Source organism: Wolbachia endosymbiont of Rhagoletis cerasi (assembly GCF_018454475.1).
In the GTDB taxonomy this organism is placed as follows: Bacteria; Pseudomonadota; Alphaproteobacteria; order Rickettsiales; family Anaplasmataceae; genus Wolbachia; species Wolbachia pipientis.
Genome location: NZ_JADCNC010000002.1, coordinates 15,087 through 30,602 on the forward strand (window position 1 = coordinate 15,087; position 15,516 = coordinate 30,602).

Here is a 15,516-nt window from a genome sequence, read left to right on the forward strand (position 1 = left end):
GCAAGATAATAATGTTGATGTTAACACTATTGTCAAGTTTACTGGCCTTTCTATTAGTGAGATTGAAGAATTAAGTGTGAGCGGTTACAAATAATTTACCATTTCTTCTGGTTTCACTATCCTTTCAAACTCTTCCTCAGTGAGCAGTTGAAGTTTTGCTGCTGCTTCTTTTAGAGTGATATTTTCTTTATAAGCAAGCTTCGCTATTTTTGCTGCATTGTCGTACCCTATATGCGTATTTAATATAGTGACCAACATCAACGACTGATTCAGTAAATCTTTTATCCTCTCTTCATTTGCTTTAATACCAACTACACATTTTTCTGTAAAATTTAAACTTGCGTCAGCTAAAAGTCTTATAGACTGCAAAACATTGTAAATTATCACTGGCTTAAACACATTCAATTCAAAATGACCGTTTGAACCACTAATGGTTACAGCAACATGATTTCCCATAACTTGAGTGCATACCATAGTCACCGCTTCACACTGAGTTGGATTCACTTTACCTGGCATAATTGAAGAACCAGGCTCATTTTCCGGTAACATTATTTCCCCAATTCCGCATCTTGGACCAGAACCAAGCAACCTTATATCATTTGCAATTTTCATTAAACTGACTGCTACTGTATTGAGTGTTCCACTGAGCTCAACTAAAGCATCATTTGCTGCTAGCGCTTCAAATTTATTGCCTGCTGAAGTAAATGGAAGGTTAGTAATTTCTGCAACTTGGCTTGAAAAATCTTCAGCAAAACCCTTTTTAGTATTGAGTCCCGTGCCAACTGCAGTGCCACCTTGTGCAAGCTCATATATATCACTTAAAGTTGATTTTACTCTCTCTATCCCCTTTTTAATCTGGACTGCATAGCCAGAGAACTCCTGTCCTAGTGTTAGGGGCGTTGCATCTTGCAGATGAGTACGTCCTACTTTTATTATATCTTTAAATTCCTGAACCTTATTATCCAGCACCTTATGCAATTTTTCAAGATTTGGAATAAGCAAGCGGTTTATCTGGTCTGCTGCTGCTATATGCATTGCTGTTGGAAAGGTGTCATTTGACGACTGACCATAATTCACATGATCATTTGGATGTATTGGAGATTTACTACCCAAATTACCACCTAAAATCTCTATTGCACGATTGCTGATCACTTCATTCATATTCATATTAGTCTGCGTTCCGGATCCGGTTTGCCAAACAACAAGCGGAAATTCATTATTAAATTTGCCATCTATTACTTCCCTCGCGGCTGTGCAAATTGCGTCCCCTACCCTATCATCTATAACACCATGTTTCATATTAACACGCGCTGCTGCAAGTTTTACTATTGCTAATGCTTTAATCAGAGACTCTGGCATTTTTTCTGTGCCAATCTTAAAATTTTCTAAAGAACGCTGAGTCTGCGCTCCCCAGTAATGTTCACTTGGTACTTTTACTTCCCCTAAGCTGTCTGATTCTATTCTCGTCTTTCTATCCATATTTTCCTCCTGGTGTTATGCAAACTGGTTCACCACATAATTTTTTCATGCCTACTTCTTGGTTAATTAAATCATACTAGATCCAAGTAGTCAAGTGTACGAACATTGCAATTTTCAGGTAACTTGCATGGTAGATGTACAACTGTACGAACATTATCTAGCAGGAGGGTGTCATCCCAGCGCCCCTATGATGTCATCACAGTGCTTGACACTTGGATCCAGAAATTTTATTAAGTTGGTAAGCATAAAAGTAGCCGTTTTATGTTAAAATACAACGTTTTGATGATTATGAAAAGGCTGGATCCCAGTGTCTGGGCACTGGGATGACACCATCTGCCACGCAAATTGCCTGCAAATTGCAATGTTCGTACAGTTGTGTGGTAGATGCAAGTAGCTGACACTGGGATTTGTTGTGTTTAACAAAAACAAATGTTCGTACAAATATATTCTAGTTATATGATAAAATAAATGAAATTCACATCTTAAAAGGATCATATACATCGATTTCCTTAGAATTACTCTTTTTCAATTTTTCACTTAATAATCTCAAAATGGGCTGTAAATCATCATTAATTGATAAGCACAGCACTTCTTTATTAAGATAATTAGCTAGGTGATTCTTCTTTTCCAGAATTTCTGCTTCCCTCAATAAGTCGCATTTGTTCAGTACTACAATCTCTTCTTTTTCAACAAGATCACTATTGTAAAGTTCCAATTCATTATGGATACAACTATAAGCCGAAACAACGTCACCATGAGTTACATCGATTAAATGAAGTAAAATTTTACACCTTTCTATGTGCTTTAAAAATTTATGCCCGAGCCCAACTCCAAGGTGAGCATCAGTAATTATTCCAGGAATATCTGCTATTACAACTTCGCTATCATCCACTTTTACCATGCCTAAATGAGGTCTTACGGTGGTAAATGGATAATCGCCTACTTTTGTATCGGAATTTGAGCAGCGAGTCAAAAATTTTGATTTACCTGCGTTTGGCATGCCAATAATTCCAACATCTGATAAAACTTTTAGTTTTAATAATACATGTTTTTCTTCGCCAGGCTGACCGTAAGTAAAATGTCTTGGTGCCTTATTAGTAGAAGATTTAAAATTAGTATTTCCAAGTCCACCTTTTCCACCCTGTGCTACTTGAAATTCCATACCAGGCTTGTCAAGATCGACTATTATCTCTTCACTTTCTTCATCAATTATTTGTGCACCAACTGGAACTTTAAGTATAACGTCTTTCCCTGCTGTGCCAGATCTATCCCTGCCTGCACCATTTTTTCCACTATCTGCTTTAATGTGTCTTCTATAACGAAAATGAAGCAAAGTGTTGAGATTAGCGTCGCTGATGAAAACTATGTTTCCACCCTTTCCTCCATTACCACCATTTGGACCACCAAATTCAACGAACTTTTCTCGACGAAAACTTGCACAGCCATCACCACCGTCACCGGCTTTTAAACACAACTTTACTTCGTCTATAAAACCCATGCTAACCCATGATAATATTTAGCATTTTTTCCTAACGTGCTTTCTATTCTCATTAGCTCGTTATACTTCGCGAGTCTATCAGAACGCGATAGCGACCCGGTTTTTATTTGCCCGCAATTTGATGCAACTGCTATGTGGGATATTGTTGTGTCTTCTGTTTCACCTGAGCGGTGAGAAATAACAGCTTTATAGCCATTTGATTTTGCCATTTCAATAGCAGCAAAAGTTTCTGTTAACGTCCCTATCTGGTTTGGCTTAATTAGTACAGCATTTGCCATTTTTTCCTCTATTCCTTTGCCTATTAGTTCACAATTTGTAACAAATAAATCATCCCCAACCAATTGAATTTTACTCCCCAATTTTGCAGTAAGTAATTTCCAACCTTCATAGTCATCTTCACTCATTGCATCTTCTATAGAAATTATTGGATATTTTTCCACAAGGTTACAATAGTATTCAGCCAATTCTTCCGAAGTAAGATCTCTGTGTTCAAATTTGTAAATTCCATCTTCATAAAAAGTAGATGAAGCAACATCAAGGCCTAGTGCAAAATCACTTTGCGCTGAATAACCTGCTGATTCTATAGCGTATATGATCAAATCAAGTGCTTCTTCAGTACTTTCAATATTTGGTGCAAAACCACCTTCATCCCCTACATTTGTGCTATAACCTTTTTTCTTAAGAATGCTACGTAAGTTGTGGAATACCTCCGCAGATATTCTAATCGCTTCGCTGAAAGTCTCAGCACCGACCGGAAGAATCATGAATTCTTGGAAATCGAGCTTATTGTCTGCATGTACTCCACCATTAATTATGTTAATGAGTGGAACCGGCATAACACTCGTCTGCTTTCCTCCCAAATATCTATATAGCGGCATTTTGAAACTGTTTGCTGCTGCTTTTGCAACTGCAAGAGACACACCCAAAGTTGCATTTGCTCCAAGTTTTGATTTGTTTTTTGTTCCATCCAGTTCAATTAATGCTTTATCAATTGCATTTTGGTCCGCTGCATTCATTCCAATGATTTCATCTGCTATTATCCCATTTACAGCTTGAACAGCTTTCAGCACTCCCTTACCACAATACCTTTTCTCATCTTGGTCCCTGAGTTCCAAGGCTTCTAATTTACCGGTTGAAGCTCCAGAAGGTACAGATGCCCTGCCTATTGCACCATCACAGAGCTCAATTTCTACCTCAATAGTGGGGTAACCCCTGCTATCTAAAATTTCTCTTGCAAATACGTTATTGATTATCTTATTCATTACATTAAACCTTAACTTCCGCAATAAGTGCTGCAGTTTCCTTTGCCAATTTAGCTATATTACTACCAGCACCAATAAATAATACTATATCACTTGGACTTGTCGAATCACTAATAAAATGTGAAATGAGCAAAGCATCATTCATAATTTTTGTGTTATTAAATCCATTACTGATTAAAGCTTTTTGTATATCATCAATTCCACAACCAGGAATGGGCTTATCTTCTGGAGGATGAACAGGAGTAAGGATGACATAATCAAACATCATGAAAATTCGTATGAATTCATCAAAAAAATTACGAATGCGAGCAAAACGAAGTGGTTCGATAATTCCTATTACTTTTCCTTTAGTAATCGAACGTGCAGCCGTTAAAGTTGCATATATTTCATTTGGATGATGGGCATAATCCTCAATTAACTTAACACCTTTAATATTGGCAATCAAAGAGAATCTTCTTGCTACTCCTTGAAATTCCAAAAGGCCTTTTTTAATCTCTGCATCGCTAATCCCGAGCTTTATCGCAACTGATATTGCAGCCAAGGCGTTGCTGACCTTATGCATTCCTATTGCGTTTGATAGTATTACATTTTTTATGTTTCTGGATCCCAGTGTCACGCACTGGGATGACACCCATTTTTTTTGAAACAACATCAGCGTCTTTTCCTGTTGCTCCTTCTCCTTTGTCATCCAAGTAGCTGACACTGGGATCCAGTTATTTTGAACCATACAACTATCATCAATAAACACATCAAATTCTATGCTGTTAGCATGCTGTTTAATGTTGCTGGCTCTAATGTTACCACTTTCAAACCCAAACATCATAGAGTTACTTGCATCATAATTAATGCCTACAGAATCAGGCAAAATTGCAAAATCTGCTTTGCTTATAAACTGAGAAAACGCATTTTTAATATCGTCAAATGTACCATAATGATCCATATGATCGTCGTTAATACTCGTTATAACAGCAATATTTGCAGGAATTTTTAGCATGGTTCCATCAGACTCATCAGCCTCGATCAGAAAAGTGTCACTCTTTCCAAGTTTTGAATTACTCTGATACGAATTTAGTATTCCTCCTACAATTACAGTTGCATCAATATTAGAATGATCAAAAATGGAAGCAATCATAGCCGTTGTTGTTGTCTTTCCGCTTGAACCTGAAACCGCTATCACATATTTACCTTTCATAATTTCAGCAAGTATGTCTGATCTATGCAAAACGGTTTTATTGTTATTTTTTGCCGCAATTAACTCCACATTATCAGATTCTATTGCAGAAGAATGTACAACTATTTGAGCTTGGCTTATATTATTAGCATTGTGACCAATATAAACCTCTATACCTAGCTTTTGTAACTTATTTATATTGTCGTTTGATTGTGCATCACTGCCTTGAACTTTGTAATTGGAATTGTGAAGAATTTCAGCAATAGCGCTCATTCCGATTCCACCTATACCAATAATATGTATTATTCCTTTTTGAGTTTTGTTAATATTTAGCAGTAGATGTTTACTCATTACTAAATTTATTATAGTATAATTTAAAATCCTCATAGTATCGAACCCTCTTACCGAATACAATGATAAAAAACCTAGCCTTCCTATGTCTAATATTCGTTTTGATGAGTAGTTGCAGTTTTAGCAACAGGTTTAATTGCACTGCAGGTCATTACAAAATTGGCAGCAGCTACACAATAAATGGTATAACTTATTATCCAAAAAACTGTAAACACTATGAAGAGATAGGGACAGCGTCGTGGTATGGAATAGAAGATCATGGCACGCTTACAGCAAATGGTGAAGTGTTTAACCGTCACTTGATCTCTGCAGCGCATAAGACTTTGCCCCTACCCTGCTTTGTTCTTGTCACTAATTTAGAAAATGGAAGAAAGCTTGTTACAAGGGTTAACGATAGAGGGCCTTTTATTGAAGGCAGAATAATAGACTTATCAGAAAAAGCAGCTCAAGTCTTAGGATTTCATAAATCTGGGCTTGCAAAAGTAAAAGTTCAATACCTAAGAAAGATGTCAGAACAATTGATACAAAATACTCCTCATTACCGAAAGCGATATGAAAAAGAAATGCAGAAACGTCACCCGAAACAAGACAGTGCAGAAAGTAAGGGATATGTTGCATTTTTTAAAAGTGCTCAGGCTGCTAAATCAGCCGCATCAAAGCTTCGTAACCAAGGAATGAAAAATGTTAGATTGCTTTTTAAGAACGATCAATATTGCGTGAAAGTGAGTTATAGGTAGTGGTGAGTGCAGAATTTGAAAGATTTGGTTAATGTAAGGAACGCTGGCTAACTATTGTAAGTTAAAAATGTGATATAAAAAAGATATCAACAATTTATAGCTATACCACCGCGATATCTCTTAGCCGCTAACAAGTAGCGAAATGACAGCAATCCTACGTCATGCCGCCGCTAACCGTCATACCGCGATTCATTCGCGGTATCTCAGCCGCTAACAAGTAGCAGAATGACAGCAATCCTACGTCATACCGTCACGGTATCTCTAGATCCCGCTAACAAGTAGCGGGATACTTGACCTTTACAGGAATGACAGTTGTCGTTTAGCTATAAATGTTAAGAAATTTACCAAATAAAAAAAAAGGCAAAGAAACCCTAGGGTAGCTAGTATTCAAATTCTCCCTTGTCTATTTGACGTCTTTTACTTTCTTAAACACTTTATAAGCGCGTTTCGGCTTGTATAGGTAGAAACCTAAAAGTTTTATAAAGACATGAGGTGCACATAGTGCAAAAAATTAAGCATGATTTACGCCAAATACATTAAGTTTTTTGTCATTAATCCACTGCAGAGATTGCGAAGATAAATAAATAGCTTCAGTTTCATGATAAGAGGGCTGGCGGAGTTTGTCAAGTAAGTTTTTCGTTTCATCCAATGCGCTGCCAAAAGTTTGTTATGCAAGAATGCACTAGCCATTTCTCACAGATTCATTTAAACTTAATCAAGTAGGAGTATTATTAACGCGAAAAGAGTTTAATTAGAGATTTAAGTGATATGGCGCGTGAGGAAGATATAAACCAATTAGTAGAAAATGGATTTGATATTAACTCAAAAGATGCAAGTGGAATCACTCTCTTGCATAAGTTCACAAAAGAAGGCGATTTAGTTGGAGTAAAGTCATTACTAGAGCACGAAGCTGATTTCAATGTCGTAGACAACGAAAATAGAAACCCTCTGCATTACGCCATTATGCATGGACACAAGAAAGTTGCTAAACTTTTTGTTAACCAACTGACAATTAATTCCAAGGATAAAAATGGATTCACTCCACTGCACCTTGCTGCACTACAAGATGACACGGAATTAATAGATTTTTTGATAACAAAAGGCGCAAAAATTAATGAAAAAGATGTCAAAGAGGGCTATACTCCTCTTCATATAGCTTCACTATACGGTTCTAAAAAAAGTGTTCAAATTTTAATTGATAGCGGAGCAAATCTCGAATGTGAAGATAACAATTTTCGTACTCCTTTGTTTTTAACCATTTATCAATGCACCGCACATTATGACAGCAGAGCAGAAATTATAGAATATCTGATAAAGAAAGGTGCAAATATAGAAGCCAAAGATGCAGAAAATAACACTACGCTTTTCCTAGCAGCGTATAACAACAAAATGCAAATAGTAAAACTTATTGCAAAAAAACAGCAAGCAAGTAACGATAAAATTAAACTTAAAGAGTTTTTTTGCACAAAAAACAACCATGGTTTTGATGCGTTAGATTGCGCTATTGAGCATAATAATAGAAAAATGGTAACATTTCTTGTTTCAAAGGGAATAGAAGCAAACGATCAAGATTTTAATGGTAACGCTAGGCTGCATAAAGCTAGCCATAATGGTAACACTAAAACAGTTAAGCTCTTATTGAAGCTTAAGGTAAACGTTAATGCTGTTACTAAATGTAACAGAACTCCCTTGCTACTCGCAGTTAAAAAAGGCCATACACAAATTGTGAAAATGTTATTGGAAGTTAGAGCCAATATGAACATTTGTGAGCAACAAGGTTTTGCACCTCTACATCTTGCTGTTCAAAAGGATTATTTTGATATAGCTCAGTTGTTAACAGAAAAAGGTGCAGACCTTAACATTAAGTGCAATAACGGTCATACCGCAATAGATATGTTCATTAGCAAGGCTCATAGCAAAAAAAACATCGAAGAAAATTACAAAAAATTTTGTAGATTTTTGATGCTTTACCTGAAAGAGCTACATAGTAAACACAAAGCCTGTTGTATACTTTCAACCCTAGCTCTAAGCTTAACAATTATAGGCTTACCATTTATTTTCAAGCCTATTATTAAATACAGAGAAAGAAGTAAAATATATAAAAAAATTAGGGCTATGCTGGTCTACATTTAAGTACAAGAAGAGTATACAAAAAATACATAGCCAAAGCTAATACACGACAATTATCTGCTCGATGAAAATGAGATTAAATACATTTTTAATATTTTTATAGAAATCTATTAGTATAGATTTTGTATGCTGTTCTAATGGCTATTTTTAAATGCTTAATACTCCTCTTCATTATTTCTTGCACACATCTACCTACCAAGCAATATCCTATTAACATAGACAATTATAAGCACGATTATCCGTTGCAACAATATAACACCTCTTTGGAGATTAATGAACCGGCAATACCAGAAATTATGCCTTTACCAATAGAGTTTCCCGATCTCACAATCAGTAATCAGCTTATTTCTATTAATGTTAGTGAAGAAGTATCAGTAAAGGATTTGCTGATTGAGATAGGAAAACTTTCTGACGTTAACTTGGATATGGACCCAAAAATATCAGGTAATATTATTTTAAAGCTACAAGATAAGGATATAAACGAAGTAATTCAGAGTATAGCAAATAGCGCCAAACTGCGTTACTCAACAAGTAATGGTGTAATTAGAATTGAGCAGGACTTGCCATACGCACAAAATTATTACGTAGACTTCATCAATATTCAACATTCTGCTCAAAGCAGTTTCGTCATTAATAACAATATTACTAACAGTGATGGAAGTAACGTTGATAGGGACTATAACAATGTTATGAAGTCTCAATACAGTAGTGACTTATGGAATTCATTAGAAAAAGGCTTGAATGCAATAATGGATGTTAACGGGGTGGATGATGGCGAATTCCTTTCATCCAACAGAGAAGCTGGTGTTATTATTTTGAATGCTAGAAAAGATATCCACAAAGCTGTTGAAGAATATATTAATAAGGTTAAGAAGTTAGCGTCTTCTCAAGTAATGATAGAGGCAAAAATAGTTGAAGTTGTGCTAGATGACAAATACCTTTCTGGTATGAACTTAAATGACTTACAAGATGGAACTAAGTCTATAATAAATCAAGATAACTCCATTATTAACCTAGCAATGAACTTTGGTGCAAATGATCTAGGAGATTTAGTAAAAAATTTAGACAAATTTGGCACTTCAACTGTAATTTCAAGCCCCAGAGTACATGCTATAAATAATCAGCAAGCGATGATTTCATTTACTAAAAACCATATTTATTTTACCTCCGATATACAAAAAGATACTAGAAACTCTAATCAGACCTTAATTACCAAGATGAATAGCGTCCCAATAGGTGTTGTGCTAATAATCCACCCAAGCATTAACATTGATACTAGTGAAATATTCATGGATATACATCCAACTTTATCAAGAATTAACGGCTACACTAAAGATCCAGATATAGAGTACGTCGCACAGCAGAGTAAAATGAAATTAAATAGCGACATTCCAATTGTTGAAATCAGAGAAATGAACTCTATGTTAAAAATTAAGAGCGGTGAAATTATGGTAATCGGCGGGCTTATAGAACATAGAGAAGATAAGCAAAGCTTATTGCATCAGAAATCAAAAAGGCTAGCGAATAATATTAGAACAGTAGAAACTGTCATTTTTTTAAAAGCAACAATCGTACCAACATTTGGTTTGTTAGATAGAAAAGATAAGAATTTATATATATATTAAATTATCACTAAAAATTAAATATCAAACCAACTTCAATATTGTGAGTAGATATGTCATCTGCAACAGGTATCGGAACGCTAAAGTAACGATAGCCGAGAAAGGTTTTGATTTCTGGGATTATTGAATAATCAACACCAAGTTTTATTTGATAAGCAAACCAAGGAACATTAAGTGGCATTGAACTTTGGGGTGACCCATTAATCCTTTTTAATCTAAAAACTGTTGGCCCTATGCCAAGACCGATGTACGGAGCAAATTGTGTATCCTGAACGCTGGGATTATAATAGAAGTTTAACAAAAACGCAAATATACTTGCTGATTTATCAAATACCGGAGGAGAATTACTATCTTCAATATTGGCTATAGAATACGCGGCTTCAAAATCAATTTTACCATTTTCTCCAGCATAGTAACCTAAAGACATGCTGCTAAACCACTGGAAATCAATTTTACCATCAAATTGCTGTATACTTTTAATTTCATCTGCCACTATATTTTTTATTATAAAACCATAATGACTTTCAACTAAAGTTAGGACTCTTTTTCCTATTTCTTGTATACCCTTTACAAATATTTCTGAATTATCATGGTATACCTTACCACCGTTAGCGCTAACATAAAAATCAAGTTTTTTTGATTTTTCTTTTGTAGGCTCAGCTTGATCTGCAATACGTGACCACATATTTTTCTGATCAGCTACTTGGAAAACAGAAGGTGGACTACTTTCAAGTTCTTGATATTTTATTGGTATTTCTTTTGCAGTAACCTCCTCAGAACGTATCACACTTTTATTATTGTCTGTTTCTAATTTTAAGGGTTGTACTTGCTCAATGTGTGTATCATTACTAATATAAGTAATAAAAAAATAGACACATGAAATGAAAATCAAAAATAAAGTAATAGATATTCTAGTTATCATAAATGAATTCACAATTATCATTTACAGTATAATTACTATATCGTATATTTCTTCAATGTACAAAAATTAAGAAAAAATATTTCCAATTAGATAATTATTTTCCACTCCTTTAACATTAACTTTCACAATACTCTTGGCTTGAGCTTTTGATTCAAGCTTTATTAATGCAAAATTTTCTGCTCTACCGACATTATTTTGCTCAACCAGAACACTTTGCTTAGTGTTGATCAAGGATTGACAAAAACTGCTCATAATTTCTTTATTTACTTCTCTTAAATTTTTTACTCGTTCTTTACGCACATTCTCTGGTACTTGTGGCATTCGTGCAGCAGGTGTATTTTTCCGCTCTGAATATGGAAAAGCATGTAGGTAAACTATATTTGTTTTTTTCAGTAAATCAACTGTATCCTGAAACATTTCATCAGTTTCTGTTGGAAATCCAGCAATAATATCAGCGCCAAATGCTATATTAGGCCTCAAGCTCTTCATTTTATGACAAAATTCTATCACTTGTTCTCTGTTGTGACGACGCTTCATTCTCTTTAGTATTAAATTATTACCAGATTGTAGACTCAAATGTAAATGAGGCATAAGTCTTGACTCATTAGCTATTAAATCCATTAATTCGTCGTCAACTTCAGCAACATCGATAGAGGAAAGTCTTAGCCTCTTCAACTCTGGTATATCCTTTAAAACTCTCCTAATCATTGAACCAAGTGATGGCTTACCCAACAAATCTGTACCAAAGTCAGTAATATCAACCCCTGTAAACACTACTTCTTGATATCCATTTTCTACAAAGATCCTGATTTGCTCTATAATACTGTTTATTGGCACAGATCGATTATTCCCTCTTGCCTCAGTAATTGAACAAAATGTGCAGCTATGATTACAACCATTTTGAATTTCAATAAATGCCCTTGACTTATCTTCAAATCCATTAATTAGAACAGGTTCTACTTGGTTATCACTGACCAAGATTTTATCGTCATTTAGTAAGTAATTTTCAGCTTTTAGCTTATCTTGATTACCGAGCACTTTACTTACACCAGGAATGCTACTGTAAACTTCTGGATCCAACTGAACAGCACAACCAACTACGATAATTTCTTTATTTGGATCATTTTTGTAAATCTTACGTATCTTTTGCTTTACCTGACGTTCTGCTTCGTTTGTCACTGCACAGCTATGCACCACAACAACATTTTCTCTCTTTGCTTTTTTTAATGCTTCTTTGATTAACTCGCTCTCGTAAAAATTTAGACGACAACCAAATGTTATCACTTCATTCATGTTAGTATTTTTTGCTTTAATAGACCTAAATTATATCAAATATCCAAGCAAAGTCTCTTGCATGACTATTTTTTTGTAAATAAATGCTATGCAAGCAGCAGACACTGGGATCTCAACGATTTTCACTCAGACACAGTATCACTCCTTTGCTTATTATAGTCTTTTGACCTTTTTAAGATACAATCCGGATTGGATACTGAGTTGGTGAGTATAAAAGTATAGCTTCTACGTCATACCGCTGCGGTATCTCTTAGCCGCTAACAAGTAGCGGGATGACGATTGTCGGTGAATCTAAGTTACCTTAGCTACATTTCTAGCTGTAACTATAAATGTATGGATTTTTTATCGTGCCATGTTATAATTAACGTCTTGCTAAAAATTAAATATTGATGAATGAACTAAGAAAGTTAAGTATTACACAAATGCATGACGGGCTCAAAAAAAAGAGTTTTTCTGCCGTTGAACTCGTAGAGGCGCACATCAGTGCGGTTGAAAATGAGAAATTAAATGCATTTATAACAAAAACCCCAGAGATAGCAATGAAAGCTGCTAAAGCTGCAGATGAACATTTCTCTAGGCAAAAGGATGATTTAATCTCGCCGCTCATGGGTGTACCAGTTGGCATCAAAGATCTATTCTGTACAAAAGGAATAAAAACAACAGCATGCTCAAAAATGCTGGAAAATTTCGTTCCGACTTACGAATCTACGGTGTCTGACTTGCTTTTAAAAAGTGGAGCAGCCATGCTCGGTAAGCTTAATATGGATGAATTTGCTATGGGTTCTGCGAACACAAACAGCTATTTTGGCCCTGTTGAAAATGTGTGGATTAGAAAAAGTGATGGGGAAAAAGTTGTTCCTGGTGGATCATCTGGTGGATCTGCAGCATCGGTGGCTGGATTTTTATGCGCTGGAGCACTAGGGAGTGACACCGGTGGATCTGTGCGCCAACCAGCAGCTTATTGTGGAGTGGTTGGAATAAAGCCAACTTATGGAAGATGCTCGCGTTTTGGTATGATTGCATTTGCGAGTTCTCTAGATCAAGCAGGAGTCATTACTCGTTCTGTCTCTGATTCAGCATTAATGCTGGAAGCAATCTGTGGCTATGATACAAAAGATTCAATATCAAGCGAAAAGCCAGTGCCTAAATTTTCTAGCTTTATAAATGGTGATGTCAAGGGTAAGCGTATTGGTATACCAAAAGAATATAGGATGGATGGAATTTCAGAGGAAATAGTCCATAATTGGGAGAAAGTTGCTTCCTATTTAAAAGAAAATGGCGCTGAAGTTGTTGACGTTACTCTGCCACATACTAAATATGCAATACCAGTCTATTATTTAATTTGTTCTGCTGAAACTTCATCCAATCTTGCTCGTTATGACGGTGTGCGTTATGGGTTCAGGGTTGATGCTGATACCCTTGAAGAAATGTATTCACTAACAAGAGCAGAAGGTTTCGGTAAAGAGGTGAAAAGAAGAATTTTAATTGGCGCTTATGCGCTTTCCTCAGGTCATTACAATGAATATTACGAAAAAGCACAGTGTATCAGGGCATTAATCAGAAATGATTTTATAAAAGCGTTTGAAAAAATAGATTACATACTTGTGCCATCTGCTCCAACAGAAGCTTTTGGCTTAAATGAAAAGCCAGATCCGCTAATTATGTGCATCAATGATGTGTTTACTGTGCCGGCAAGTCTGGCAGGATTGCCTGCTATTTCTGTTCCTGTTGGGCTCTCCAATGAGGGTTTACCACTTGCCTTGCAAGTGATTGGAAATTATTATGATGAAGCTGGAATATTAAATGTGGCAAGTGTGATAGAGCAAAATTGCGGCAGAATAATTAGACCTCTTGCATAATCTATTTTTTGATAGTAATTTTTGCATTAAAATTTGCTTACGCTCCTCAACGTACTCTATGGTTCCATTTTTAGATGAATAGCAAAAACAGGGTATATTAATCTGTTTACAAAATTTTCGTGTAACAGTTCACACTTAATTAAACAGACTGAATTCTGTAATTTTGGGATGTTGAAAAATTTACCTCACGTTGTCATTCCAGCGCATAACGCTGAAATCCAGATTTATAGAAACGAAAAAACTTGCTTGACACATTTTGCCAACCCCCTTATTATGATGTGTAGTACAATGATACAAATTAAGAATTCCCCCATCCTGTGCTGGTTCTTCGATCTGAAATCCTACTTCTACCTGATCACAACCAATGTTAATTTGTCCTATTAATGCTTTAATAATGCCGCGCTTAGTTTGCCAATCTAGCTGTTCCAGGTTCGATTTTACACTAGAATAAAAATTCTTTATGCTATTTATAATAAGACTTATTCCTTTTTCTACTGCCTTCTGATCAACTACCTTTTTTTTCTCTTCTTCTATCCCTTGTAAGCGTTCTTTCATTTTTCTCATTGTCTGTTTAAATTCTTCCTCGCTTATATATCCTTTCTCTCCTGCATTTTCTTGACTATAATAATCTTCCATTAATTTTTCGATACCTTCTTTTATTTGATTTTCTCTTCTTGCAAACTTTTTCTCTGATGATTCATCATTTTTATTTTCTAATACTCTACGTTGGTATTCCTTTTTTATCATCTCTGGGTTTTTTAGTACATCTTTCACCTTTTCCCATACTGACCTTACCCAGAAAAAGTGGAGAGAAAGAAAGGAGTTTTTTCGGGTAAAATAAAATTTTGGAGGATTAGAAATGGCAAGAGAATATACGGCAGAATTCAAATTGGAAGCTGTTAAGCTGGCAAATGAACAAAGAAAGGCAGGTCAAACAATTACAAAAATAGCAAAGGATTTAGGAATAAAGGGTGGTTTATTAGGAAAATGGATAAAGAAACACAACGAAAAAAAGTCGGCAGCAGATGCATTTCCAGGTAGAGGTAACATGGCTCCTTACGACAAAGAGAGGTTTGATTTACAAAGAGAGTTAGCAAGAGTAACAAGGGAAAGAGACATTTAAAAAAAAGCCCTGGCCAGTCAAAAAGAGTAAAATATTTTTTTATAAAAGAGCATAGTAATACCAATTCCC

13 protein-coding genes and 1 pseudogene are annotated in these 15,516 nt (G+C 35.4%); 6 read left to right on the forward strand and 8 right to left on the reverse strand.

Going from position 1 to position 15,516, the window contains the following annotated elements:
* Positions 1-84: 84 nt before the first annotated feature.
* On the reverse strand, positions 85-1,479 hold the full coding sequence (gene fumC / locus INQ25_RS00745; RefSeq protein ID WP_213862791.1) for a class II fumarate hydratase: 1,395 nt from the start codon (positions 1,477-1,479) through the stop codon (positions 85-87).
* Positions 1,480-1,584: 105 nt separating this feature from the next.
* Here fumC and INQ25_RS06575 point away from each other — a divergent pair, with 105 nt between their 5' ends.
* Positions 1,585-1,713, forward strand: coding sequence for a hypothetical protein (locus INQ25_RS06575; RefSeq protein WP_281410238.1), 129 nt, complete (start codon positions 1,585-1,587; stop codon positions 1,711-1,713).
* A 30-nt stretch (positions 1,714-1,743) separates the two neighbouring features.
* On the opposite strand, the gene INQ25_RS06855 is transcribed toward INQ25_RS06575, so the two are convergent.
* From INQ25_RS06855 to INQ25_RS00765, 4 genes are read right to left on the reverse strand one after another with little or no spacing between them, the layout of a single operon-like run.
* A complete protein-coding gene (locus INQ25_RS06855; RefSeq protein WP_237357337.1) occupies positions 1,744-1,902 on the reverse strand; it encodes a hypothetical protein in 159 nt (52 codons plus the stop codon).
* 52 nt (positions 1,903-1,954) lie between these two features.
* Positions 1,955-2,977: an Obg family GTPase CgtA gene (gene cgtA / locus INQ25_RS00755; protein WP_213862792.1), complete on the reverse strand. Its 1,023-nt coding sequence runs from the start codon at positions 2,975-2,977 to the stop codon at positions 1,955-1,957.
* Positions 2,965-4,239, reverse strand: a complete 1,275-nt coding sequence (eno, locus tag INQ25_RS00760; protein WP_213862793.1) for a phosphopyruvate hydratase — start codon at positions 4,237-4,239, stop codon at positions 2,965-2,967. Before eno ends, cgtA begins: the two co-directional genes overlap by 13 nt.
* A 4-nt stretch (positions 4,240-4,243) precedes the next feature.
* Positions 4,244-5,797, reverse strand: a complete 1,554-nt coding sequence (locus INQ25_RS00765; RefSeq protein ID WP_213862794.1) for a Mur ligase domain-containing protein — start codon at positions 5,795-5,797, stop codon at positions 4,244-4,246.
* A gap of 26 nt (positions 5,798-5,823) precedes the next feature.
* Between INQ25_RS00765 and INQ25_RS00770 the strand changes: the two genes are divergently transcribed.
* From INQ25_RS00770 to INQ25_RS00780, 3 genes are all read left to right on the forward strand, one after another.
* Positions 5,824-6,498 (forward strand): septal ring lytic transglycosylase RlpA family protein, encoded by a 675-nt coding sequence (locus INQ25_RS00770; RefSeq protein ID WP_213862795.1) that lies wholly within the window; start codon positions 5,824-5,826, stop codon positions 6,496-6,498.
* A 768-nt stretch (positions 6,499-7,266) separates the two neighbouring features.
* On the forward strand, positions 7,267-8,631 hold the full coding sequence (locus tag INQ25_RS00775; RefSeq protein ID WP_155968480.1) for an ankyrin repeat domain-containing protein: 1,365 nt from the start codon (positions 7,267-7,269) through the stop codon (positions 8,629-8,631).
* 134 nt (positions 8,632-8,765) lie between these two features.
* Positions 8,766-10,253: a type II secretion system protein GspD gene (locus tag INQ25_RS00780; protein ID WP_246484038.1), complete on the forward strand. Its 1,488-nt coding sequence runs from the start codon at positions 8,766-8,768 to the stop codon at positions 10,251-10,253.
* 7 nt (positions 10,254-10,260) lie between these two features.
* Here INQ25_RS00780 and INQ25_RS00785 read toward each other — a convergent pair whose 3' ends face one another.
* A complete protein-coding gene (locus tag INQ25_RS00785; protein WP_213862797.1) occupies positions 10,261-11,172 on the reverse strand; it encodes an outer membrane protein in 912 nt (303 codons plus the stop codon).
* Positions 11,173-11,238: 66 nt separating this feature from the next.
* Positions 11,239-12,465: a tRNA (N(6)-L-threonylcarbamoyladenosine(37)-C(2))-methylthiotransferase MtaB gene (gene mtaB / locus INQ25_RS00790; protein WP_010082135.1), complete on the reverse strand. Its 1,227-nt coding sequence runs from the start codon at positions 12,463-12,465 to the stop codon at positions 11,239-11,241.
* 389 nt (positions 12,466-12,854) lie between these two features.
* Between mtaB and gatA the strand changes: the two genes are divergently transcribed.
* Positions 12,855-14,324: an Asp-tRNA(Asn)/Glu-tRNA(Gln) amidotransferase subunit GatA gene (gene gatA / locus INQ25_RS00795; RefSeq protein ID WP_010962643.1), complete on the forward strand. Its 1,470-nt coding sequence runs from the start codon at positions 12,855-12,857 to the stop codon at positions 14,322-14,324.
* Positions 14,325-14,504: 180 nt separating this feature from the next.
* Here gatA and INQ25_RS00800 read toward each other — a convergent pair whose 3' ends face one another.
* Positions 14,505-15,098, reverse strand: a complete 594-nt coding sequence (locus INQ25_RS00800) for a hypothetical protein (RefSeq protein WP_244226866.1) — start codon at positions 15,096-15,098, stop codon at positions 14,505-14,507.
* A gap of 85 nt (positions 15,099-15,183) precedes the next feature.
* Between INQ25_RS00800 and INQ25_RS00805 the strand changes: the two are divergent.
* Positions 15,184-15,516: pseudogene (locus tag INQ25_RS00805) on the forward strand (transposase); the annotation flags it as partial.

Bases quoted from the DNA above. Each gene is read 5' to 3' on its own strand.
- fumC (WP_213862791.1), bottom strand. From the start codon at position 1,479: ATGGATAGAAAGACGAGAATAGAATCAGACAGCTTAGGGGAAGTAAAA.
- cgtA (WP_213862792.1), bottom strand. From the start codon at position 2,977: ATGGGTTTTATAGACGAAGTAAAGTTGTGTTTAAAAGCCGGTGACGGT.
- eno (WP_213862793.1), bottom strand. From the start codon at position 4,239: ATGAATAAGATAATCAATAACGTATTTGCAAGAGAAATTTTAGATAGC.
- INQ25_RS00765 (WP_213862794.1), bottom strand. From the start codon at position 5,797: ATGAGGATTTTAAATTATACTATAATAAATTTAGTAATGAGTAAACAT.
- INQ25_RS00770 (WP_213862795.1), top strand. From the start codon at position 5,824: ATGATAAAAAACCTAGCCTTCCTATGTCTAATATTCGTTTTGATGAGT.
- INQ25_RS00775 (WP_155968480.1), top strand. From the start codon at position 7,267: ATGGCGCGTGAGGAAGATATAAACCAATTAGTAGAAAATGGATTTGAT.
- INQ25_RS00780 (WP_246484038.1), top strand. From the start codon at position 8,766: ATGGCTATTTTTAAATGCTTAATACTCCTCTTCATTATTTCTTGCACA.
- INQ25_RS00785 (WP_213862797.1), bottom strand. From the start codon at position 11,172: ATGATAACTAGAATATCTATTACTTTATTTTTGATTTTCATTTCATGT.
- mtaB (WP_010082135.1), bottom strand. From the start codon at position 12,465: ATGAATGAAGTGATAACATTTGGTTGTCGTCTAAATTTTTACGAGAGC.
- gatA (WP_010962643.1), top strand. From the start codon at position 12,855: ATGAATGAACTAAGAAAGTTAAGTATTACACAAATGCATGACGGGCTC.